This window comes from Agrococcus sp. AC640b, from assembly GCF_979255995.1.
Window position 1 is genome coordinate 88,525 of the sequence record NZ_CEEDMM010000002.1, and the last position, 20,592, is coordinate 109,116.

21 protein-coding genes and 1 tRNA gene are annotated in these 20,592 nt (G+C 72.3%); 8 read left to right on the forward strand and 14 right to left on the reverse strand.

Going from position 1 to position 20,592, the window contains the following annotated elements; genetic code table 11:
* Positions 1-71 precede the first annotated feature (71 nt).
* Complete coding sequence (locus ACZ6H8_RS01335; RefSeq protein ID WP_464143627.1) at positions 72-749, reverse strand: GntR family transcriptional regulator; 678 nt, start codon at positions 747-749, stop codon at positions 72-74.
* 130 nt (positions 750-879) lie between these two features.
* Between ACZ6H8_RS01335 and ACZ6H8_RS01340 the strand changes: the two genes are divergently transcribed.
* On the forward strand, positions 880-1,290 hold the full coding sequence (locus ACZ6H8_RS01340; RefSeq protein ID WP_464143629.1) for a hypothetical protein: 411 nt from the start codon (positions 880-882) through the stop codon (positions 1,288-1,290).
* Between the two features lie 37 nt (positions 1,291-1,327).
* Here ACZ6H8_RS01340 and ACZ6H8_RS01345 read toward each other — a convergent pair whose 3' ends face one another.
* The gene (locus tag ACZ6H8_RS01345; protein WP_464143631.1) at positions 1,328-1,873 is read right to left on the reverse strand and encodes an RBBP9/YdeN family alpha/beta hydrolase; all 546 of its coding nucleotides are present in this window, start codon (positions 1,871-1,873) and stop codon (positions 1,328-1,330) included.
* 86 nt (positions 1,874-1,959) lie between these two features.
* On the opposite strand from ACZ6H8_RS01345, the gene ACZ6H8_RS01350 reads away from it, so the two are divergent.
* Complete coding sequence (locus ACZ6H8_RS01350) at positions 1,960-2,352, forward strand: VOC family protein (RefSeq protein WP_464143632.1); 393 nt, start codon at positions 1,960-1,962, stop codon at positions 2,350-2,352.
* A gap of 135 nt (positions 2,353-2,487) precedes the next feature.
* Here the strand turns inward: ACZ6H8_RS01350 and ACZ6H8_RS01355 are convergent, their stop codons facing one another.
* From ACZ6H8_RS01355 to ACZ6H8_RS01365, 3 genes are all read right to left on the reverse strand, one after another.
* Positions 2,488-3,069: an antibiotic biosynthesis monooxygenase gene (locus tag ACZ6H8_RS01355; protein ID WP_464143633.1), complete on the reverse strand. Its 582-nt coding sequence runs from the start codon at positions 3,067-3,069 to the stop codon at positions 2,488-2,490.
* 119 nt (positions 3,070-3,188) lie between these two features.
* Positions 3,189-3,262 (reverse strand) — tRNA-Gly (locus ACZ6H8_RS01360).
* Between the two features lie 146 nt (positions 3,263-3,408).
* Entirely contained in the window at positions 3,409-4,284 is an 876-nt protein-coding gene (locus ACZ6H8_RS01365; RefSeq protein ID WP_464143635.1) for a TerC family protein, read from the reverse strand.
* Positions 4,285-4,344: 60 nt separating this feature from the next.
* Here ACZ6H8_RS01365 and ACZ6H8_RS01370 point away from each other — a divergent pair, with 60 nt between their 5' ends.
* A complete protein-coding gene (locus ACZ6H8_RS01370) occupies positions 4,345-4,761 on the forward strand; it encodes a hypothetical protein (RefSeq protein ID WP_464143637.1) in 417 nt (138 codons plus the stop codon).
* A 39-nt stretch (positions 4,762-4,800) separates the two neighbouring features.
* On the opposite strand, the gene ACZ6H8_RS01375 is transcribed toward ACZ6H8_RS01370, so the two are convergent.
* From ACZ6H8_RS01375 to ACZ6H8_RS01400, 6 genes are all read right to left on the reverse strand, one after another.
* Positions 4,801-5,850 carry a lipoate--protein ligase family protein gene (locus tag ACZ6H8_RS01375; protein WP_464143639.1) on the reverse strand — a complete coding sequence of 350 codons (1,050 nt, stop codon included), beginning with the start codon at positions 5,848-5,850 and terminating at the stop codon, positions 4,801-4,803.
* Between the two features lie 44 nt (positions 5,851-5,894).
* Positions 5,895-6,437 (reverse strand): hypothetical protein, encoded by a 543-nt coding sequence (locus ACZ6H8_RS01380; protein ID WP_464143641.1) that lies wholly within the window; start codon positions 6,435-6,437, stop codon positions 5,895-5,897.
* 77 nt (positions 6,438-6,514) lie between these two features.
* Positions 6,515-7,426: an alpha/beta fold hydrolase gene (locus ACZ6H8_RS01385; RefSeq protein ID WP_464143642.1), complete on the reverse strand. Its 912-nt coding sequence runs from the start codon at positions 7,424-7,426 to the stop codon at positions 6,515-6,517.
* 195 nt (positions 7,427-7,621) lie between these two features.
* A complete protein-coding gene (locus ACZ6H8_RS01390) occupies positions 7,622-9,172 on the reverse strand; it encodes an MFS transporter (RefSeq protein WP_464143643.1) in 1,551 nt (516 codons plus the stop codon).
* 263 nt (positions 9,173-9,435) lie between these two features.
* A complete protein-coding gene (locus tag ACZ6H8_RS01395; protein WP_464143645.1) occupies positions 9,436-10,968 on the reverse strand; it encodes an amidohydrolase family protein in 1,533 nt (510 codons plus the stop codon).
* Positions 10,965-12,260, reverse strand: a complete 1,296-nt coding sequence (locus ACZ6H8_RS01400; protein ID WP_464143647.1) for a cytosine permease — start codon at positions 12,258-12,260, stop codon at positions 10,965-10,967. Before ACZ6H8_RS01400 ends, ACZ6H8_RS01395 begins: the two co-directional genes overlap by 4 nt.
* Before the next feature lie 172 nt (positions 12,261-12,432).
* Here ACZ6H8_RS01400 and ACZ6H8_RS01405 point away from each other — a divergent pair, with 172 nt between their 5' ends.
* The gene (locus ACZ6H8_RS01405) at positions 12,433-13,494 is read left to right on the forward strand and encodes a PucR family transcriptional regulator (protein ID WP_464143648.1); all 1,062 of its coding nucleotides are present in this window, start codon (positions 12,433-12,435) and stop codon (positions 13,492-13,494) included.
* A 3-nt stretch (positions 13,495-13,497) separates the two neighbouring features.
* Here ACZ6H8_RS01405 and ACZ6H8_RS01410 read toward each other — a convergent pair whose 3' ends face one another.
* Both ACZ6H8_RS01410 and ACZ6H8_RS01415 read right to left on the reverse strand, forming a co-directional pair.
* Positions 13,498-14,991 (reverse strand): MFS transporter, encoded by a 1,494-nt coding sequence (locus ACZ6H8_RS01410; RefSeq protein ID WP_464143649.1) that lies wholly within the window; start codon positions 14,989-14,991, stop codon positions 13,498-13,500.
* A 145-nt stretch (positions 14,992-15,136) separates the two neighbouring features.
* Complete coding sequence (locus ACZ6H8_RS01415; protein WP_464143650.1) at positions 15,137-15,493, reverse strand: A1S_2505 family phage non-structural protein; 357 nt, start codon at positions 15,491-15,493, stop codon at positions 15,137-15,139.
* 252 nt (positions 15,494-15,745) lie between these two features.
* On the opposite strand from ACZ6H8_RS01415, the gene ACZ6H8_RS01420 reads away from it, so the two are divergent.
* From ACZ6H8_RS01420 to ACZ6H8_RS01430, 3 genes are all read left to right on the forward strand, one after another.
* Positions 15,746-16,903 (forward strand): LLM class flavin-dependent oxidoreductase, encoded by a 1,158-nt coding sequence (locus ACZ6H8_RS01420; protein WP_464143732.1) that lies wholly within the window; start codon positions 15,746-15,748, stop codon positions 16,901-16,903.
* Between the two features lie 70 nt (positions 16,904-16,973).
* Positions 16,974-17,597, forward strand: coding sequence for a CE1759 family FMN reductase (locus ACZ6H8_RS01425; RefSeq protein ID WP_464143651.1), 624 nt, complete (start codon positions 16,974-16,976; stop codon positions 17,595-17,597).
* A 50-nt stretch (positions 17,598-17,647) separates the two neighbouring features.
* Positions 17,648-18,112: a MarR family winged helix-turn-helix transcriptional regulator gene (locus ACZ6H8_RS01430; protein ID WP_464143652.1), complete on the forward strand. Its 465-nt coding sequence runs from the start codon at positions 17,648-17,650 to the stop codon at positions 18,110-18,112.
* A 6-nt stretch (positions 18,113-18,118) separates the two neighbouring features.
* On the opposite strand, the gene galE is transcribed toward ACZ6H8_RS01430, so the two are convergent.
* The gene (gene galE / locus ACZ6H8_RS01435) at positions 18,119-19,135 is read right to left on the reverse strand and encodes a UDP-glucose 4-epimerase GalE (protein WP_464143654.1); all 1,017 of its coding nucleotides are present in this window, start codon (positions 19,133-19,135) and stop codon (positions 18,119-18,121) included.
* 104 nt (positions 19,136-19,239) lie between these two features.
* Here galE and ACZ6H8_RS01440 point away from each other — a divergent pair, with 104 nt between their 5' ends.
* Positions 19,240-20,577, forward strand: coding sequence for a tyrosine-protein kinase domain-containing protein (locus ACZ6H8_RS01440; RefSeq protein ID WP_464143656.1), 1,338 nt, complete (start codon positions 19,240-19,242; stop codon positions 20,575-20,577).
* The last annotated feature ends 15 nt before the right edge of the window (positions 20,578-20,592 follow it).

Below are 20,592 nucleotides of genomic sequence, written 5' to 3' on the forward strand. Positions count from 1 at the left end.
TCCCGGTCCGTCGCATGCCACCCCCTCCGCCGTGGGTAGCATGTTACACACCACTGCGAGGTGGCGCTCGATCAGCCCGCGGCGTCCTCCGCCTGACCGCTCCACACGCCGCCGATGTGGTCGAGGTGGCGATCCATGATCGCCGCCGCCGCCTCGGCGTCGCCGGCGACGAGCGCCTGCAGCAGCTCGGCATGCTCGTGCACCGAGTCGCGCAGCGTCTCCACGTCGCCCTCGACGAGGCCCACGAGCCGCGTCTGCGTGCGCAGGTCGGCCACGAGCTCCACGAGCCTGCGGTTGCCCGCGACCTCGAGGATGCGCAGGTGGAAGGCCGTGTCGGCGGCGAGATACGCCTCGAAGTCGCGCGACTCGAACGCGCCCTCGATCGCCGACGCCAGCTGTGCGAGATCCTCGGCGAGCGCCTCGTCGATGCGACCGGAGACCGTGCGCATCGGCGGCACCTCGAGCATGCGGCGCACCGCGGTGATCTCCCGCAGCTCGTCGACCGTCACCTCCGTGACGCGGAAGCCCTTGTTGCGCACCGGCGCGAGGAACCCGCGGCGCACGAGCGTGAGCAGCGCCTCCCGCACCGGCGTCGCGCTCACGCCGAAGTCGGCGGCGAGCGACGGCACCGTCAGCACCTGCCCCGGACGGAACTCGCCGGTGACGATGCGAGACGACACCGAGCGCTCCGCCTGCTCGCGAAGGCTCTCCGGCGCAGCGATCCGGTGCGCGGAGGAGTCCTGTGCCATGTGCCACATGCTATGCCTCGCGACCAGATGACGACCGACCGCGACGGTTCGTGTCGCCGCCATCGAGCACGCGCGCCCGCGGGCGGCGGCCCGGCGCGCGGTCGGCAGCCGATCGCGCGATCATGGATGCGTGAGCGACGAGATCGAACGGCTGCGCCGCGGCGAGCTGCCGCCGATCATCCGCGTGCCGCTGCCGCAGCGCATCGAGCTCGACGAGACCTCCGACGCCGCAGACGACGCCGACGCCGCAGCCGCGGCGGCGCACGCCGACCGACCCCCGTGGCCCGCGATCGTCGGCACGATCGTGCTCGCGGTGCTCGCGTGCATCCCCCACCTCGTCGCTCCGTCGATCGCGGTGCTCGTCGCCCTCGTCGCGGCACCGCTGTCGTGGAGCATGCAGCGCATCACGACCGGCAGGCGCCGCCGCGCGTACATCGCGCTCGCGGGCACCCTCGCGCTCGTCGCGGTGCTCGCCGTCGCGGCGACGCTCGTGTGGGTCGAGCTCGGCGTCGTCGAGTGGCCGAGCATCCCCACGGCCTGACCTGCGGCGTCGCTCCGCGCCACAGCCGCGCCCGCAGTCAGTCGCGCGCGAGCATCCCCAGCACCGCGTCGCGCACCTGGGGCAGCGCCGTCCAGCCCTCGCGGTCGAGGAAGTGGCCACCACCGGGCACCGTCTGCACGGGCACGCCCAGCAGCGCCGCAGCCCTCGCCGACAGCGAGGGGTCGACGATCGGGTCGTCGTCGCTCGCGAGCACGACCAGCGGCACGTCGCGCAGGTCGGGGGTCGCAGGCAGGTCGGCGAGGAACGCGTCGACGCCCGGCACGGTCGGCACCGGCTCCCAGAACGGCGACACGAGCACGAGGCCGCGCAGTCGGGCACGATCGACGTGCGCGAGCGCGAGCAGCGCCGCGACGGTGCCGAGGGAGTGCCCGACGACCACGACGTCGCCCTCGTCGCCGATCGCGGCATGCGCGGCGGCGACCCACGCGCCCCGCTCGGGCGCATCCGACTCGGGCAGCTCCGGGATGACGGCGTCGGCCGCGTCGCCCACCTCGTCGGCGAGCCACGAGAACCAGTGGGAGGCCGGCGAGGCGCCGTAGCCGTGCAGGATGACGAGTCGCATGGAGGATGCAACCCTCGGATGCGCCGCCGATTCCCGGTAGCGTCGCGCCCGGGCGACGACGCCCATCCACGAACGAGGAGGCACGCGTGCGACACCACCACGTGCAGGTGGCGATGCCCATCGGCGGCGAGGACGAGGCGCGCGCCTTCTGGCGCGACCGCCTCGGGCTGACCGAGGTGCCGAAGCCCGAGCCCATGGCGGCGCGGGGCGGCTGCTGGTTCCGGGCGTACGACGACGCCGGCGCCGTCGTGGTCGAGATCCACATGGGGCGCGAGGATCCGTTCGTGCCTGCGCGGAAGGCGCATCCGGCTGTCGTCGTCGAGTCGGTCGCCGAGCTCGAGCGGCTCGGTGCCAGCGTCGCCGACGGTGGCTTCGAGGTCGTCTGGACCGATCGGCGCACGTTCCCCGGCTACGAGCGGTTCCACTGCTTCGACGGCTTCGGCAACCGCGTCGAGGTGCTCGCCCCCGCATCCGCGTAGCCGGCGTCCGACGAGGTCGGTGCGCGCGCCGTCCCGGTCGCAGATCCCGTTGCGAGGTGCGCTTGCTGCAGCGAGGTGCGGTTGCACGCGCACCTCAGCGCAGCAGGCGCACCTCGGAACGAGGGATGCGGTGCGTCAGTCGCGGCCGCGCAGCAGCCACGGGCGGAAGAGCCGCGTGATCGCCGGCAGCACGAAGCCCACCATGATCGGCGTGAGCACGAGGCTCGTCACGAGCAGGCGCAGCACGATGGGCACGCCGGAGAAGCCGGGGATGAGGCCCAGCAGCAGCGTGACGAGCACGTTGACGGGGAAGAACCCCAGCCACACGACCACGCCCTGCTTCCACCGCGGCGGCACGGGCTCGGCGGCGCGCACCTCGACGCGGTCCCCTGGCACGCCCTCGCCTGCGGCGGAGTCGAACCATCCCTCGATGCCGCTGCGACGCTCGACGCTCGCCTCGCGGGCGAAGTCGGCCCCGGCGTCGAGCCACAGGCGGCGCTCGTCGCTCGCCTCCCACGCGTGCAGGTTCGCTGCGGTGTCGAATCGGTACAGCATGTGCCACGTGTCGCTGCCAGGGCGAGCCTGCACCCATCCTGATCCGAGGAATCCGCGATGCGTGTGGGCGAGGTCGATGCCCTGCCGCACCCAGCTGAGCGCGTAGCGCTGCTTCGTCGGATCGACGTGGCGTTCGATGGCGACGGTGATCGGCTCGGACATGGCATCCCCTCGTGAAGCTGGCCTTCGACGGCGGATGCTGGTCCGCGAGGAGGGTCTGCCGAGCGGATGCGACCGCGTCGTCAGTCGGGCCCGCATCGGATCGCGATCGCGCTGCCCACTGGAGGGGATGACGGGAATCGAACCCGCGCTGGGTGCTTGGGAAGCACCAGTTCTACCATTGAACTACATCCCCAGCGCTGCCCTGCGGCAGCGAGAGCCATCGTACGCCACCGCGGCTGGGTGCGGACGACGCTGGCCGGCGGGCCGGATGTGACGCCGTGCGGGCCGCCGAGGGAAGATCGCCCTCGACGAGCCGCTGAGCGTCACGTCGAGCACGCGCTACCGCTCCGGGGTGGGCTCGGCGGTCGCGGCCTTCGACGAGGCCTGCAGCGCCTCCCGCTCCTCCTCGACGGTGTAGCCGGAGTGCAGGCGCACGGGCTCGGGCTTCGCCGCCTCGGCAGCCGCAGCACGCTTGCGCTTGCGGGCCGCGTACGCGAGGTTCAGCACCTCGACGAGCACCGCGAACGCCATCGGCCCGTAGATGAAGGCCTTCTCGATGTGGAAGCCGAAGCCCTCCGCGACGAGGAAGACGCCGATGAGCACGAGGAACGCGAGCGCCAGCATCTTCACCGTCGGGTGGTTGTTGACGAACGTGAAGATGTGCTTCGCCGCGATGAGCATGAGACCGAACGACAGCACGACGACGGTGATGATGACGACGATGCGGTCGGTCATGCCGACCGCGGTGATGACGGAGTCGAGCGAGAACACGAGGTCGAGCGCCAGGATCTGCGCCAGCACGGCGCCGAACGTCGCCTTCGCGGCACCACCGGTCGAGCCGTGGTCGTCGGCGCCCTCGAGCTTGTGGTGGATCTCGGTGACCGCCTTGTACAGCAGGAAGCCGCCACCGAGGATGAGGATGAGGTCCTTGCCGGAGAACTCGGGATCGAACGGCGAGCCGTCGAGGAACCCGAGCGTGAACAGCGGCTGCGTGAGCGTGATGATCCAGCCGGCGAGCAGCACGAGCAGCACGCGCATGACCATCGCGAGCGTGAGGCCGAGGTTGCGGGCCTTCGCCTGCTGCTCGACCGGCAGCTTCGCGGCGAGGATCGAGATGAAGATGACGTTGTCGACGCCGAGGACGACCTCGAGCACGAAGAGGGTGAGGAACACGGCGACCAGGTCGGGCGTGAACTCGAGGGAGAAGTCAAGCATGGGTCCGATCTTGGCCGAGATTCGCTGGGAACACGCGGGCGCGCGTGCCACGATGAGCCGGTGACCATGCCTCCCCCGCCACCTGGTGCAGGCTCAGGCCCCGGATGGGGTGCACCGCAGCCCGGTCAGCCCCAGCCCCAGCAGCACCGCTTCGCCCCGCCGCAGCAGTTCCAGCCCATCCCCGACGCGATGCTCGCCTCGCAGCGCTCGACGAGGGTCGCGACGCGCGCGCTGACCTGGGCGATCGTCGCATGCGTCGTCTCGGCGATCCCGCTGCTGGGCCTGTTCACGCTCGCCGTCGCGATCCCCGCGCTGCAGATCGCGATCGCTGCACGCGTGCAGCGTCTCGGCGGCGGTGGGCTCGCCGTCTGGGCGATCGTGCTGTCGATCCTCGCGATCCTCGGCTCGATCGCATGGTCGATCGGCTGGTTCGTGACGTTCGTCGCGCTGCTGGTGGGGAGCACGTCGAGCATCTGAGGCGCCGCCTGGACGGCACCCACGTCGACCGCCGACCGGCTACGGCACGCGGTGCAGCCAGGTCTCGGTCGAGAACTTCGATGCGACGAGCGCGTCGGCCTCCGCGAGCTCGGCTGCGGTGAGCTCGCCGTCGGTCGCGTTCGTGAGGCGCCGGAAGGTGGCCTTGAGCGCCTCCTGCACGGCCTCGCGCGCCATGCCCGTCTGCGATCGCAGCGGGTCGACGCGCTTCTTCGCGCTCGTCGTGCCCTTGTCGGAGAGCTTCTCGCGGCCGATGCGCAGCACCTGCACCATCTTCTCCGCATCCATGTCGTACGACATCGTCGCGTGGTGCAGCACGCCGCCGGAGCCCAGGCGCTTCTGCGCCGCGCCGCCGATCTTGCCCTGCGGCGACGTGATGTCGTTGAGCGGTGCGTAGCTCGCGTCGATGCCGAGCGCCTGCAGCGCCTCGATCACCCACGCGTCGAGGAACGCGTACGAGTCGGCGAAGCTCATGCCCTGCACGAGGTCGGCAGGCACGTACAGCGAGTAGGTGATGGCGTTGCCGGGCTCCGAGAACATCGCCCCGCCGCCGGAGATGCGACGGATGACGGGGATGCCGAAGCGCTCGGCGCTCTCGGGGTCGACCTCGTTGCGGTACGACTGGAACGAGCCGATGTACACGGCTGGGCCCGACAGGTTCCAGAACCGCAGCGTGGGGCCCCGGCGTCCCTGGCCGACCTCGTTCGCGAGCACCTCGTCGAGCGCGACGTGCTGGATGGGCAGACGCGGCTCGTCGTCGACGATCGTCCACTCGTAGTCGGCGAACGACGTGGCCTTCGCGAGCGCACGGCGCAGCGCGACGCCGACGGCCTCCGGCGTGAGGCCCAGCATCGTGACGCCCTCCGGCAGCCCCTCGCGGATGGCGGTGCCGATCTCGGCTGCCGTCGCCGTGACGGGCATGCCCAGCACGGCCGCGTCGATCTGCTCGAGCGCGTCGTCGGGCTCGAGGAAGAAGTCGCCGGACAGCCGGAACTCGGTGATGCGGTCGTCGTCCGACTCGACGTCGACGACCACGAGCTTGCCGCCCGGGACCTTGTACTCGCCGTGCATCGCGCGCCTCCTCGCCTGCGTGGGACCGCCTCCCAGCCTACGGCTCAGCGATCGGCGGGCGGGTCGACGAGGTCGCGGATGGGGTCGTCGCTGGGTCGCGCACCCGCGCCCGACCCCGTGGCGACGGTGGCGCCGCCTGGCGCGTCCTCGCGCCAGTGCACCTCGCGCGAGCGGAACGCGAGCCCGAGCATGACGGCGCCGATGGCGAGGCCGATCGCGACGGCGAGCGGCCGCGTGGCGTCGGGCATGATCGGCGCGACGATCGCGGCGCCCGCGACGAGCGCGCACACCGCGAGGCCGGCGGCGATGCCGCGCACCACCGTGCGACGCGTCGGCCTGCGTCCGCGCGCGAGCACGAGCGTGCCGCCACCGAGGAGGCCACCGACGGCGCCGAGCATGGCCGCGACGCCCACGACGAGGATCGTCAGCGGCAGCGCACCGGGCGCGAACGCGCCGGTGCCTCCGCTGGGCGAGAGGTGCACCGCGACGACCACGAGCGCACCGCCCACGACGCCGCCGACCACGTTCCAGCCGAGCAGGGCCGGCGCGGCGATGCGCCATGCCCGCGGGTGCGGGACCTCGTCCATGCACCCATGGTGCTCCCGCAGCGGCCGTTCGCGCAGCACATCCGCCCCGCGAGCCGCGCCCCGCGCGAGGTGCCGGGCTACGGCGCCGGGGTGGAGCTGCGTCCGAGACGGCCCTCGCGCTCGGGCGCGACGTGCGCGTCGAGCCACGCGGTGAGGTCGTCGAGCACCTTCGCCTTCGTGATCTCGTTGAAGATCTCGTGCCGTGCGCCCGGGTAGACGCGCAGGGTGACGTCGGTGAGCCCCGACCGCTCCTCGTAGGCCCGCACGAGCCGACGCGCGGACGCCTCGCCGCCGAGGGTGTCGTCGGAGCCCACGGCGACGAGCAGCGGGATGTCGACGCCGAGCGAGCGAGCCGGCACGCCGAGCAGGCGCGCAGCCTCCATGGGCCCGAAGAGCCTGATGACGTCGGCGGGGAAGGTGAGCGGGTCGGCGGCGAACGCCTCCTGCACCGCGGGGTCGCGCGAGAGCCACTCGTAGCCGGTGTCGCCGAGGTGCTTGTGGCGCACGTTGAGGTCGCCGGCCGTCATCCAGCCGGGCAGGCGGTACGCCGTGCCCGACAGCACTGCGGCGTCGATGAGCGGCGCGTGACGATTGAGGAACCGCTGCATCGTGAGCGACCCCCACGAATGGCCGATGACGGCGAGCGGCAGGCCGGGGCGTTCGCCGCGGAGGCGCTTGACGAGCGCGACGACGTCGCCGACGACCGCCGCGCCCCCGCCCGGGCCGAGCCTGCCGAGCCGGCTCACGTCGCCGCCGGTCTGCTCGAGCCCCGTGGCGCCGTGCCCGCGCTGATCGAGCGCCGCGACGCCGAAGCCTGCCTGCACGAGGTGCTGCGCGACGTGCTCGTAGCGCAGCGCGTGCTCGCCGACGCCGTGCACGATGAGCACGATCGCCTTCGGCTTGCCTGGCATCCACGAGTACCAGTGGATGGTGACGCCCTGCAGGTCGACGAACGTGTGGTCCTGCCGGATCGCGGCGAACTTGGGCACTGCCTACCTCCGACTGCTCCGGCGTGCAGCGTACTCCTCGGAGGCGCCCCTCGCCCATCCGTCGGCAGCGCGCCGCCCACGGCGCCGTGCCCCGCGCGACCACCGCGCGACTGGTCGCCTCTGACGCCTGATCGGGCAGGAGCTGCGGAGTCGGAGGCCGGATCGCAGCGGCTCCTGCCCGATCGAGGACGCGAGTCAGGCGCGCGTGAGCTCGCGATCGTCGTCGGCGCCGGCGTCGTTCGCCCGGATGACCTCGAGCGGCATCGAGCGCAGGTCGATGCTCGGATCGGCGTCCTGCCGCTCGACGACGGCGACGGCCTCGGCCTTCGTCTCGACCGTCGGCACGGAGCCGACGAGCGGACGGTTCGACGACTCCCGCATCGACAGCAGGGCCACGCCACCGAGCGCCGCGAACAGCATGATGTAGAACGCCGGCATGTACGTGTTGCCGGTGAGCTCGATGAGCGCCTGCGAGAACAGCGGCGTCGTGCCGCCGAAGAGCGACACCGAGATGTTGAAGGCGATCGCCATGGCGCCGAACCGCGTCGCCGTCGGGAACATGGCGGGCAGCGCCGACGCCGACACCGCGATGTACAGCGCGGCCGGCACGGCGACGATGCACAGCGCGACCATCACGGCCCACAGCTCGCCGATCTGCATGATGGCGAACGCAGGCACCATGACGACGAGCGTCGACGCCACGGCCACGACGTAGACGGGCTTCCTGCCGACGCGGTCGCTGATGCGGCCGATGACGGGCAGCAGCGCCGACAGCGCGATGAGCACCGGCACGGTCGCGATGGCCGCGAGGAGGTTCGACACACCGACCTCGCGCTCGAGGTACGTCGGCATGTAGCTCGTGAGCGCGTAGCCGACGGTGTTGGTGGCAGCCGCGAGGGCGACGACGACGAGCATCGCCTTCCAGTGGTGGCGGATGGTGCCGAGGATGCCGTGGCGGGCCAGCGGGTCGTTCGGCCGCGAGGCGCCCTCTGCGTGCACGGCCTCGAACGCGGGCGTCTCGGGGATGCGCAGGCGGAACCAGATCGCGACGGCACCGAGCGGGATGGCCACGAGGAACGGGATGCGCCAGCCGAACTCGACCATGGCGCCGGGGCCCGCGAGCCACTCGGTCAGCACCGTCGTGATCGCGACGACGGAGGCTCCGGCCGCGAAGCCCACGTAGGAGCCCACGTCGAGCCACGACGCCCAGAATCCGCGGGAGCGGTCCGGCGAGAACTCGGTGACGTACGTCGAGGCACCCGCGTACTCGCCGCCGGTCGAGAATCCCTGCACCATCTTCAGCAGGTAGAGCGGCACGATCGCCCACAGGCCGATCTGCGTCGACGTCGGCAGCAGGCCGATGAGCGCCGTGGCGATCGCCATCATCGCCATCGTGAGGAAGAGCACCTTCTGGCGGCCGATGCGGTCGCCGAGCGGACCGAGCACGAGGCCGCCGAGGGGGCGGACGAGGAACGAGATCGCGAAGCCGAGCAACGTGACGAGCAGGCCCCACGGCTCCGGCAGATCGGCGGTGAAGACCACGGCGAGCGTGACGGCGAGGTAGCCGTAGATGCCGAAGTCGAACCACTCCATGAAGTTGCCGACGACGGTGCCCGAGATGGCCTTCTTGACCCGCGACGTCGGCACGACGATCACGTCGTCGACCTCGAGGCGACGCCCTCCTGGATCGACTCCCGCAGCCGGTGCGTCGGAGGTCGTGGGATGGTGCGCGTCGCCGTGGGGCATGGCTCTCCTGGAGTCAAGGGATGGGCTCGAAGCCCCGAACGGTCATAGGACCTTAGCCACGCGAACAACTTCCTCGCTGGCTGCCCATGCCGGCGGCGGCATGCATCCCGGGCGTGTCGCCTCCCGCCGTCTGCCCAGTCGAGACATGGGATCCCGGCGGTCCCCGTCGCTCCCGACACGCCCGGGCCGTCGAGCGGCGGCCCGCGAGCGACTCGCGCGCAGAGCGCCGAACCATCTCGCAGGCCGCCGGAGGGCGGCCGTGCTCAGCCCCGCGACGCGACGAGCGCGCGCTCGTCGCCGATCCACCGGTGCACGCCCACGTCGATCGCAGCGCTCTCGAGATGCATGCGACGGAACGCGGGCGCGAACACGGCGTTCACGCGATCGAGGCCGTCCTGGTGGGCGCGGATCTCGTCGGCGACGCCCGCGAGCTCGCGACGCAGCGCCTCGGCATCGACGAGCGTCGTGCGCCCGTGGTCGACGGTCACGACGCCGTCGACGAGCACGTAGGCGATCGACGAGCCGTTCTCGCTGTAGACGAGCTGCTGGTCGAGCCGATTGCGCGGCGTGAACGCGAGCGTCTCGGTGTCGAAGAGCACGACGTCGGCGCGCTTGCCGACCTCGATCGACCCGATCGCGTCGTGGAGCCTCGCCGTGCGCGCACCGCCGATCGTCGCCGCGCGCAGCACCTCCGCGACGGTCGGCCACGCGTCGTACTCGGGTCCCGATGCCTTGTGCAGCAGCGCTGCCATCTTCACGACCTCGAGGATGCGAGGCGTGTCGCTCGACGAGCAGCCGTCGGTCCCGAGCCCGAGCGTCGCGCCGCGGTCGTGGTACGCCCGCCACGGCAGCACGCCCGAGCCGAGCTTGAGGTTCGAGATCGGGTTGTGCGAGACGTTCGTCTCGGTCGCGGCGACGAGGTCGAGGTCCGAGTCGGTGAGCCAGATGCCGTGCGCGAACGTCGTCTGCGGTCCCATCGCACCGATCGCGTGCAGGTGCTCGACGAGCGTCGAGCCGTAGAGCTCGTGGCCCGTCACGGCCTGCACCTTCGTCTCGAGCACGTGGATGTGGCACTCCGCTGCGTGCTCGCGCGCCAGGTCGGCGGCGCCGACCAGCAGGTCGTCGGTGCAGCGCTGCGGCCCCGACGGCGCGACCATGTAGCGCAGCCGGCCACCCGCCGACCGATCGTGCGTCGCGAAGGCCTCGCGGGAGAAGGCGAGGTACTCCTCGGCGGAGGCCATGCCCTGCGCGCGCACGTCGCTGAGCACCTCGTCAGGCAGGTACGCCTCGACGAAGGGCAGCGTGTCGACGAACGGCCGGTTGATGATGTGGCCCGAGACGTTCGCGCGCACCCCGACGGCCTCGTAGGCCTCGAACACGGCGGCGAGCTGCGCGGCATCCTGGCCGGGCATCTCGAGCACGTCGTCGACGAGGGTCGTCGTGCCGCCGAGCATCGCCTCGACGGCGAACAGCTGCGACCGCAGCCGGATGAGGTCGGTCGACAGCGGATGCTGGCCCAGGATCGGGTAGGACGACAGCATCCACAGCTCGAGCGGCAGGTTGTCGTAGCGACCCTTGTAGAGGTACTCCCACGAGTGGGTGTGGGCGTTGACGAACCCCGGGGTGCCGAGGAGTCCGCGGCCGTCGAGCACGGTCTCGCCCGCCTCGGGCGCGAGGTCGAGGCCGATCTCGGCGATCACGCCGTCGACGATGCGCACGTCGCAGCGCTCGGGGGCCGTGTCGGCGCCCGTCATCGTGATCCACTCGGCGCCGACGATCCGCACCGAGCCGCTCATCGCCGTGCCGCCGAGCGCTCGGCGATCGCCGCGAGGACCGGCGCGGCGACGAGCGCGACGAGCACGCCCTGGATCGCAGGGCTGCCGAGCCCGAGGACCGAGCCGACGACGGCGGCCGCCGTGCCGAGCGCGTACGCGCCGACGCCGGGCCAGCGCACGAGCGGCACGTCGTCGACCGAGAGCCCGGGGTCGCGCCGACGCCACACGAAGAGGAACGTGCCGATGATCGCGCCGCCGAGCGGCGGGATGACGGTGCCGAGCAGCACGAGGAACATCGTCATCGAGTCGGCGACGCCCGTGACGGCGAGGGCGATGCCGATCACGACGCCTCCCACGATGAACGGACGCTTGTCGCCCTTGCCGAAGAGCTCGGCACCCGCGACGCCGAAGGCGTACGCGGCGTTGTCGTTCGTGGTCCACAGGTTGAACACGAGGAGGAAGACGGCGAGGCCGACGAGCCCGAGGCTCAGCAGCAGCGTCGTGAAGTCGGCCTCGCCGAAGGCGATGGCGCCGATGCCGCCGAACAGCAGCATCGCGAGCTCGATGACGACGACGGTGCCGAGCACGATCGCGAACGCCGTCGAGGCTCGACGGGAGAAGCGCGTCCAGTTCCCCACCTGCGTGCCTCCCGAGATGAACGTGCCGATCATCGCCGTGAGCGCGAGGCCGACCGGCATCGAGCCGTCGCCCTCGGTCGCGAGCATGCCCGCCCATCCGCCGACCTCGTCGAGCGAGAGCGCCGACACCCAGATGCACAGCACGAGCATGAGCGGCACCGAGACCCACGAGAGCACCTCGATGCCCTTGAAGCCCCAGTAGGCCGTCGTCGCCATGACGATGCCGCCGACGATCGACGAGATCCACGCGGGCCAGCCCCACGCGGCGTCGAGCAGGTTGGCGAGGACCCCGACCGTGATGCCGTACCAGCCGATCTGCGTGCCGCCGAGCACGATCGACGCCCACTTGCCGCCGATGCGACCGAGCACGAGCCGCGACAGCAGCACCGTCGAGAGCCCCGTCGACGCGCTCACCGCAGCGAGCGTCGCGACGTAGAGCGCGAGGATCGAGGTCGCGACGAGCGCGAGCCCGACGAAGCCGACGAAGCCGAACGAGCCGGCGACCTGGCCACCCGTCACCATCGTCGGCGTGAAGAAGAGGAAGCCGGCGATCACGACGAAGATCGAGAACCAGCCGCGTCGCGCGTGCGCGGGCACGCGCGCCAACGGGAAGTCCTGGTCGACGCGCTCCTGCGTCGTCGGCGCCGAAGCGGCGTCGGGGGCGATGGTGGACATGGGTGCCTCTCGGTCGGGATGCTCCATCGCACCCGCTGCGAGGCGCCGAGCGGCCGGCTCGACCGAGACTCGGTGGGAACCGTGCGTGCCGCGCCTCGTCGGGTGGAGGGATCTCCACCGCGGGTAACGACGCGGAAACGCGGCGGTCACACCTGCGTCGTAGCGTCGCGGTGTGGGACTCGAGCGCGCATCCGGCCTCGTCGTGGGCGACGTCGCGGCGTGGCCCGACCTCGGCCTCGCGATCGCGGGGCGCCCCGTAGGCCTCGATCGCCCCGTGCGGTGGGCGCTCCCCACCGATCTGCCCGACCCGAGCCCCTACCTCCGCGGCGACGAGCTGCTGCTCGTGTCGGGCGTCATGCTGCACGGCGACGAGCACCGCGACTTCGTGCACGCCGTGCTCGGCTCGAGGCCCGCGGCGATCGGCTACGCGCTCGGCGTCGTGAGGGACGACGCGCCGCCCGAGCTCGTCGAGGCGGCGAACGCCGTGGGCCTCTGCGTGCTGACGGTGCCGCCGTCGACGCCGTTCGTCGCGATCAGCGAGCGCGTCGCCGCGACGCTCGCGGACAGCCGCGAGGTCGAGCGCGAGCACGAGCGCGTCGGCTTCCTCATGGACGCCGTGCAGCAGGGTCTCGCGAGCCCGCTCGTGCTGCGCGACCGCCTCCTCGGCCTCGCGCCGGGCCGCGACGAGTTCGTCGTCGTCGCGACGCGCGAGCCCGTGCCGCTCGATGCGGTGCCCGCGCTCGTCGGCAGGCTCGACGACGTCTCGATCGTCGTCATGCCCTCGCGGGTCGGTGCGCGCGATCGCCTCGAGGGGGTGGCGCACGGCTGGACCGACGGCATCCGCCTGCGGGATCTCGCGCGCGGCATCCGCGAGGCGCGCGCAGCGCTCGGCATCGCCGCCCGCCGGGACGGCGCGGCGGGGCCGCGCGACCTCGCCACGTGGGATGGGCTCGTCGAGCGGCTCACCCCCGAGCAGCTCGGCCCGTTCCGGCACCACGTGCTCGCGCCGCTGCGCGACCACGACGTCCGGCACCACGGCGAGCTCGTCGCGACGGCGGAGGCGCTGTGCAGGCTCGACGGGCGCGTCGCGGCGGTCGCCGACGCGCTCTTCGCCCACGAGAACACGATCCGCAAGCGCATCGCCCGCATCGAGACCCTCACGGGCGTCCGCGCCTCCGAGGCGCTCGGCAGAGCCACGCTCGCGCTCGCCCTCGCAGCCGAGGGCGAGCGCTGAGCGTCAGCCGCGCGCGGTGACGACCGGCATCTGCGACGTGTCGATGAGCGGGTCGGTGTCCTGCCGCTCGACGACCGCCTCCGCCTCCTCGCGCGTCTCGACCGCGGGCACCGAGCCGATGAGCGGGCGGTTGGCCGACTCGCGCATCGTGAGCATCGCGATGCCGCCGAGGGCTGCGAAGAACATGATGTAGAACGCCGGCATGAAGGTGTTGCCCGTGAGCTCGATGAGCCCCTGCGAGAACAGCGGCGTCGTGCCGCCGAACAGCGACACCGCGAGGTTGTAGGCGATGCCCATCGCACCGAAGCGCGTCGCGGTCGGGAAGAGCGCGGGCAGCGCCGACGCCGAGATCGCGACGTAGAACGCGACGGGGATCGCGACCATCGCGAGCGCGATGAACACCGCCCACTCCTCGCCGATCTGCATGATCGCGAACGCGGGCACCATGAGCACGAGCGTCGAGATCACGGCGATGCCGTACACGGGCTTGCGGCCGATGCGATCCGACAGCCTGCCGATGAGCGGCAGGAAGGCGGACATGAGGATGAGCACCGGCACGGTCGCGACGGCGGCCATGAGGTTCGACACGCCCACCTCGGTCTCGAGGTACGTCGGCATGTAGCTCGTGAGCGCGTAGCCGGCGCTGTTCGTCGCGGCGACGAGCGCGATCGCGATGAGGATCGGGCGCCAGTGGTGGCGCAGGATGCCGAGGATGCCGTGCCGCGCGAGCGGGTCGCCTGCGTCCTTCGCGACGGAGCCCGCCTGCTCGGCGACCTCGAACGACGGCGTCTCGGGGATGCGGAGGCGGAACCAGATCGCGACCGCACCGAGCGGGATGGCGAGGAGGAACGGGATGCGCCAGCCGTACTCGACCATCGCGTCGGGTCCGGAGATCGCGTTCGTCGCGAGGGTCGTGAGCGCGACGACCGAGGCGCCCGCAGCGAAGCCGACGTACGAGCCGACGTCGAGCCACGACGCCCAGAACCCGCGCGACCTGTCTGGCGAGAACTCGGTGACGTACGTCGTCGCACCGGCGTACTCGCCGCCGGTGGAGAAGCCCTGCAGCATCTTCAGCAGGTAGAGGGGCACGATCGCCCACAGACCGATCTGCGCCGAGGTCGGCAGCACGCCGATGAGGGCCGTCGCGGTCGCCATCATCGCCATCGTGAAGAACAGCACCTTCTGGCGGCCGATGCGGTCGCCGAGCGGACCGAGCACGAGACCGCCGAGCGGGCGCACCATGAACGAGATCGCGAAGCCGAGGAGCGTCACGAGGAGCCCCCACGGGTCGGGCAGGTCGGCGGTGAACACCGCGGCGAGGGTGACGGTGAGGTAGCCGTAGATGCCGAAGTCGAACCACTCCATGAAGTTGCCGACGACGGTGCCCGAGATGGCGGTTCGGACCTTCTTGCGCTCGACGACGATGACGTCGTCGACCTCGAGCCTGCCGTGCGACGCTGCGCCGCCGTCCGGCTCGGTGCTCTGCTGCGTGGTCATGTTCGGTTGTCCCTTCCGCTGGTGCGGCGCACGTCGCACGGATGGCCTCCGCGGGCGGGCGCACAAGGTTCGGCTACGGCACGGTACTCGCATCCGCGCGTGCCTCGCACGCGCTTGCCATGCGCCGCAGCCTGTGGATGGGCCGCTACAGCAGGTCTGCGAACTCGGCGGGCAGCACGACGTTCGCAGGCGCGGCCGCGAACAGCGGCGCCACCTCGTGGGCCGCATGGCCTGCGATGCCGGTGCCGATCGGCGTGAGCAGGAAGCGCAGGCGAGGATGCTCGTCCGCGAAGCGCAGGAAGGCGGCGACGCGGTCGGCCAGCACGTCGGCGCCGCTCATGGTGTCGATCGCGTACGACTGGCCGTGCAGCCCGTCGCCCTCGCCCCAGACGGCGCCGAATCGCTCGTGCGCGGTCCTGGCGGCGCCGGCGGCGTGCACGCCGCGCGCGTTGGAGCCGAAGACGAAGATCTCGTCGGGTGCGAGCTCGGTGATGGGCTGCATGCCTGCGATGGTGCCACCGCCGGGGGTGGATGTCGACGGCTGGAGCGTCGCGATGCGGCGAGCGCGGGCCTTCGGGTGGAATGCAGCCTCGACGACGCGCTGACGCCGCGTCCCGACGCCGCGTCCCGACGCCACGCCCGGGCGCACGGCACGGTTCGCGCTGCGGGAATGGATCCGGCAGACACTGGTTAGATTGCTTCAGATTCGAAATACTTGGATCGGCAGACCTAGCAGGAGGCGGCCATGAGCAGCATGCAGTTCGGCATCTTCACCGTGAGCGACATCACCCGCGACCCCACCACCGGGCAGACGCCCAGCGAGGCGAAGCGCATCCAGGACGTCGTCGCGATCGCGAGGAAGGCCGAGGAGGTCGGTCTCGACGTCTTCGCGCTCGGCGAGCACCACAACCCGCCGTTCTTCTCCTCGAGCCCCACCACGACGCTCGCCTACATCGCGGCGCAGACGACGACGCTCCAGCTCTCGACGGCCACGACGCTCATCACCACGAACGACCCGGTGAAGATCGCCGAGGACTACGCGATGCTGCAGCACCTCGCCGACGGCCGCGTCGACCTCACGCTCGGCCGCGGCAACACGGGCCCCGTCTACCCCTGGTTCGGCTACGACATCCGCGACGGCCTGTCGCTCGCGATCGAGCACTACGACCTGCTGCGCCGCCTGTGGCGCGAGCCGGTCGTGAACTGGTCGGGCAAGCACCGCACCCCGCTCACCGGGTACACCTCGACGCCCGCGCCGCTCGACGGCGTCGCGCCGTTCGTCTGGCACGGCTCGATCCGCACGCCGCAGATCGCCGAGCAGGCCGCCTACTACGGCGACGGCTTCTTCCACAACAACATCTTCTGGAACAAGGAGCACACCCAGCAGATGGTCGAGCTCTACCGCAGGCGCTTCGAGCACCACGGGCACGGCGCGCAGGAGGAGGCCATCGTCGGCCTCGGCGGCCAGATCTTCATGGCCGAGACGGAGGCCGAGGCCAAGCGTCGATTCCGCCCGTACTTCGACGAGGCCCCCGTGTACGGTCACGGCCCGAGCCTCGAGGACTTCACGGCGCAGACCCCGTTGACCGTCGGCACGCCCGAGCAGGTCATCGAGAAGACGCTGTCGTTCCGCGACTACGCGGGCGACTACCAGCGGCAGCTGTTCCTCATCGACCACGCGGGCCTGCCGCTCGAGGTCGTGCTCGACCAGCTCGAGATGCTGGGCCGCGAGGTCGTGCCGACGCTGCGCGCCGAGTTCGACCGCCTGCGCGCGCCCGGCGTGCCCGACGCCCCGACGCACGCGTCGCTCGTCGCCGCCCGGGATGCTGCGGCGGCAGCACCCGCCGACGCCGACGCCGCCGTGCGCGACGACGTCGACACCGCAGCGGCGATCGCGCCCGATCGGGCCTGAGCCCCGGGCCCACCACATCCCCACCGGAATCGCGCGTCGCTCGCGCCCGTTGGACCTGCAGGAGGACACCATGACCGACACCGCACCGATCCGCATCGCCATCGTGAGCGCGGGCCTCGGCGACCCGTCGACCACGACGATGCTCGCCCAGCGCCTCGGCGCCGCGACGCAGGCGGCGCTCGCCAGCTCCGGCACCACCGCGACGCTCGACGCGATCGAGCTGCGCCCCCTGGCGCACGACATCGCCACGAACCTCGTCACGCGCCACGCGCCACCCGCGCTCGACGACGCCGTTCGCCGCGTCACGACCGCCGACGCGATCGTCGCCGTCACGCCGGTGTTCACGATGTCGTACTCGGGGCTGTTCAAGTCGTTCATCGACGGCATCGCCGAGCGCGAGCTCGCCGGCATCCCCACCCTGCTGGCCGCGACGGGCGGCACCGTGCGGCACTCGATGGTCGTCGACACGGCGCTGCGCCCGCTCTTCGCGTACCTCGGGGCGGTCGTGGCCCCCACGGGCGTCTTCGCGGCCACCGAGGACTGGGGGCAGGATGCGGCGCTGCAGTCGCGCATCGACCGCGCGGGCCGCGAGCTCGCCCGCCTCGTGACGCAGATGCCGCGCGCGCCCAAGACCGACCCGTTCGACCCCGAGGGCGGCGCGTTCGACGACTTCGCGTCGATGCTGGGTCGATGACGGGCTCCACGACGGAGCCGACCACCAGCCTCGCGCCGTACCCTCGAGGCATGACCGCGGCATCCGAGGCGTGGCGCGCCTACTTCGAGGGCAGCGCCATGCTGGCGGCGGCCCTCGAACGGCGGCTGAAGGACGCGTGCGGCCTCGACCTCGCCGACTTCAACGTGCTCCTGCTGCTGTCGGAGGCCGACGGCGAGCGCCTGCGCATGGGCACGCTCGCGCGCCAGCTCGCCTTCGCGCCCGGACGCCTCACCTACCGCATGCAGCAGATGGAGACGAAGGGCTGGGTGCGCCGCGAGGCGTCGACCGCCGACCGTCGCGGCACCGACGCGGTGCTCACCGATGCCGGGCGCCGCATGCTGCGCAGGGCGCGGCCGCTGCACGCGCGGCACGTGGAGGAGCTGTTCCTCTCGCGCATCTCGGACGACGACGCCACGCACCTCGAGGGCATCTTCGCGCCCGTCCGCTCGACGCTCCTCGGCGAGTGCGAGTCGGCAGCGGTCGACGACGACTGACCCGCGTCATCCGCCCCCGCCGGGGTGCAGCCGCTGCCAGCGCCACGCATCCTCGCAGGCGTCGTCGAGCGTCCGCGTCGGCACCCAGCCGAGCAGGGTGCGCGCGAGCGTCGCATCGGCCGTCGCGATCGCCGCGTCGCCAGGGCGACGGGCGACGACGCGCGCGGGCACGGGACGCCCGACGACGCGCTCGAACGCCGTGAGCACCTCGCGCACCGACGCGCCGGTGCCGGTGCCGAGGTTGATGGCCGTCACGCCCTGCGGCGCGCGCTCGATCGCCGCGACGTGCCCGTCGGCGAGGTCGAGCACGTGCACGTAGTCGCGCACGCCGGTGCCGTCGGGCGTCGGGTAGTCGTCGCCGAGCACGAGCAGCTCGTCGCGCCGACCTGCGGCGACCTGCGACACCGCGGGCAGCAGGTTGCTGGGCGGGCCGAGCGGGTCCTCGCCGATGAGGCCGCTCGGGTGCGCCCCGACCGGGTTGAAGTAGCGCAGCAGCGTCGCGGATGCGCCCGGGCACGCCGCGAACGCATCGCGCACGATCCACTCGGCCATCGCCTTCGTGCGCCCGTACGGGCTCGTGAGCGCGAGGCCCGTGCGGTCCGACTCGGTGAGGAGCGCACGGGGATGCTCGTAGACGGTCGCCGACGAGCTGAACGCGAAGCGCGCGATCCCGTGGTCGAGCACGCCGGCGAGCACGGTCTGCAGGGTGCCGAGGTTGACGCGGTAGTAGCCGAGCGGCACCGAGACCGACTCGCCGACGGCCTTCCGCCCCGCGAGATGGATCACGGCATCCGGCTGGTGCGCGCGCAACGTGGCCTCGACCACCGCGGGGTCGGCGGCGTCGCCGACGACGAACGGCACCGTGCCGCCGACGATCCTGGACAGCCGACCGGCGACCGAGGCGTGCGCGTTCGAGAGGTCGTCGAGCACGACGGGCTCGTGTCCGCGGGCAGCGAGGCTCGTGGCGACGTGCGTGCCGATGAAGCCGGCGCCGCCGACGAGCAGCACGCGCATCCCCGTCATGACCGTCCCCCGATGCCGGGGGACGACCGTCCCCCGGATGCGGCGGATCGGCGAGGATCCCGGGACTTCGCGGGCATGATGTCCACACCGGAGAGAGGGACGCCATGGAGGTCGGAGCAGTCGTGGGGTTCCTGCGACGCTCCTGGGTGCTCGTCGTGGCCGTCGCGCTCGTCGGGCTCGCGATCGGCGCGGTCGCGTTCGCAGCCCAGCCGCCCGTCTTCCGTGCGACGGCGCAGGTGCTCGTGTCGACCGAGTCCGCCGCGACGACGGCCGAGATCCTGCAGGGCAACGACTTCGCGATCTCCCGCGTCGAGACGTACGCGCAGCTCGTCGGCTCGGACCTCGTGCTGAGCCAGGTCATCGACGAGCTGGGCCTCGACGAGTCGACGAGCGAGCTCGCGCGGCGCGTCACGGGCGTCGTCGTGCCCTCGACCGCGCTCATCGAGGTGCGCGTCGACGCACCCTCCGCCGACGAGGCCGCCGACGTCGCCAACGCGACGGCGCGCAGCCTGCAGGCCGCGGTCGTCGAGCTCGAGTCGACGGCGCAGGCCGCGAGCCCCATCGCGCTCACCGTGACCGACGCCGCGACGGTGCCCTCGAGCGCCGCGAGCCCCCGCCTCGAGCTGTCGCTCGGGCTCGGGTTCCTGCTCGGCCTCCTGCTCGGCATCGCGATCGCCATCGTGCGCGCGAGCACCGATCCGCGCATCGAGGCCGAGCACGATCTGCGCCGCCTCGTCGACGCTCCCGTGCTCGGACGCATCGCGTCGTCGGGCCGCGAGCCGAGCGCCGCGGGCGTCGTCGCCGAGGACTTCCGGTCGCTGCGCACGAGCATCCGCTCGCTCGGGCTGGACGCCGGGGCTCGAGCCGTGCTCGTGGTCGGTGCGGGCTCGGGCGCGAGCGAGGGTCGCGCCGCATCCGCGACGACGATGCGGCTCGCCGTGGCGCTCGCCGAGTCCGGCGCTCGCGTGCTCGTGATCGACGCGCACCTGGGCGACCACGCGCGTCCCGAGCCGCAAGGAGCCGTCGGCGCCGTCGGCCTCTCCGACATGCTCGGCGACGACGCCGAGCTCGTCGACGCGACGACCCCGTGGCAGGAGACCTCCGTCGACGTCCTCGCAGCGGGCGCGTCCGTCGCGCACTCGAGCGAGCTGCTCGACTCCGCTGCCATGGTCGACCTGCTCGACGAGGCGCGCTCCGTGTATGACTGGGTGCTGCTCGACGCCCCCGCGCTCCCCGCCGTCACCGACGCCGCCGTGCTCGCGCAGCACTCGGACGGCGTGCTGCTGATCGTGCGCGAGCGCCGCACGCGCACGCCCGACCTCGCACGCGCCATCGACGCGCTCGACCGTGCGGGCGCCGCGCTGCTGGGCGTCGTGCTGCTCGCACCCGGGGCCAGTGCGCTGCGCCGCCGACGTCGCGAGCCCGCCGACGCGCAGCCCTGACCCTCCCGCGCGCGT

Bases quoted from the DNA above. Each gene is read 5' to 3' on its own strand.
- ACZ6H8_RS01335 (WP_464143627.1), bottom strand. From the start codon at position 749: ATGGCACAGGACTCCTCCGCGCACCGGATCGCTGCGCCGGAGAGCCTT.
- ACZ6H8_RS01345 (WP_464143631.1), bottom strand. From the start codon at position 1,873: ATGCGACTCGTCATCCTGCACGGCTACGGCGCCTCGCCGGCCTCCCAC.
- ACZ6H8_RS01355 (WP_464143633.1), bottom strand. From the start codon at position 3,069: ATGTCCGAGCCGATCACCGTCGCCATCGAACGCCACGTCGATCCGACG.
- ACZ6H8_RS01365 (WP_464143635.1), bottom strand. From the start codon at position 4,284: ATGCTTGACTTCTCCCTCGAGTTCACGCCCGACCTGGTCGCCGTGTTC.
- ACZ6H8_RS01375 (WP_464143639.1), bottom strand. From the start codon at position 5,850: ATGCACGGCGAGTACAAGGTCCCGGGCGGCAAGCTCGTGGTCGTCGAC.
- ACZ6H8_RS01380 (WP_464143641.1), bottom strand. From the start codon at position 6,437: ATGGACGAGGTCCCGCACCCGCGGGCATGGCGCATCGCCGCGCCGGCC.
- ACZ6H8_RS01390 (WP_464143643.1), bottom strand. From the start codon at position 9,172: ATGCCCCACGGCGACGCGCACCATCCCACGACCTCCGACGCACCGGCT.
- ACZ6H8_RS01395 (WP_464143645.1), bottom strand. From the start codon at position 10,968: ATGAGCGGCTCGGTGCGGATCGTCGGCGCCGAGTGGATCACGATGACG.
- ACZ6H8_RS01400 (WP_464143647.1), bottom strand. From the start codon at position 12,260: ATGTCCACCATCGCCCCCGACGCCGCTTCGGCGCCGACGACGCAGGAG.
- ACZ6H8_RS01410 (WP_464143649.1), bottom strand. From the start codon at position 14,991: ATGACCACGCAGCAGAGCACCGAGCCGGACGGCGGCGCAGCGTCGCAC.
- ACZ6H8_RS01415 (WP_464143650.1), bottom strand. From the start codon at position 15,493: ATGCAGCCCATCACCGAGCTCGCACCCGACGAGATCTTCGTCTTCGGC.
- ACZ6H8_RS01420 (WP_464143732.1), top strand. From the start codon at position 15,746: ATGCAGTTCGGCATCTTCACCGTGAGCGACATCACCCGCGACCCCACC.
- ACZ6H8_RS01425 (WP_464143651.1), top strand. From the start codon at position 16,974: ATGACCGACACCGCACCGATCCGCATCGCCATCGTGAGCGCGGGCCTC.
- ACZ6H8_RS01430 (WP_464143652.1), top strand. From the start codon at position 17,648: ATGACCGCGGCATCCGAGGCGTGGCGCGCCTACTTCGAGGGCAGCGCC.
- galE (WP_464143654.1), bottom strand. From the start codon at position 19,135: ATGACGGGGATGCGCGTGCTGCTCGTCGGCGGCGCCGGCTTCATCGGC.
- ACZ6H8_RS01440 (WP_464143656.1), top strand. From the start codon at position 19,240: ATGGAGGTCGGAGCAGTCGTGGGGTTCCTGCGACGCTCCTGGGTGCTC.